The sequence below is a fragment of the Mesorhizobium sp. M1A.T.Ca.IN.004.03.1.1 genome (assembly GCF_003997555.1).
In the GTDB taxonomy this organism is placed as follows: Bacteria; Pseudomonadota; Alphaproteobacteria; order Rhizobiales; family Rhizobiaceae; genus Mesorhizobium.
Map to the genome: position 1 here is coordinate 1 of NZ_RZTV01000623.1, position 256 is coordinate 256.

At 52.3% G+C, this 256-nt stretch carries 1 protein-coding gene; it reads right to left on the reverse strand.

Going from position 1 to position 256, the window contains the following annotated elements; all coding sequences use genetic code 11:
- On the reverse strand, nt 1-256 hold a 256-nt coding region (locus tag EOD29_RS33135; RefSeq protein WP_164764017.1), incomplete at both ends, for an iron chelate uptake ABC transporter family permease subunit.

Consider the following 256-nt stretch of genomic DNA (forward strand, 5'->3'; position numbering starts at 1 on the left):
GCAGACCATGATCCCGGTCTGTAGCAGAAAGAGGATTTGCGGGTTCGTGTTGCTTATGGACAGGTGGCCGAATCCGTAAGCCAGGATCGTTTGTATGAGTATGTAGAAGGCGTCAAATCCCAGGATTGACGGTGTGAGAATTCGATTTTCGGTTATCGTTTGGAACACGACCGTTGACGTCGCGATGGCATAGGCAACCAGCACCAGTGCTGCGAGCTTTTGTGTTCTGAGGCCAACAGCGTAGGACCAGTTCGGC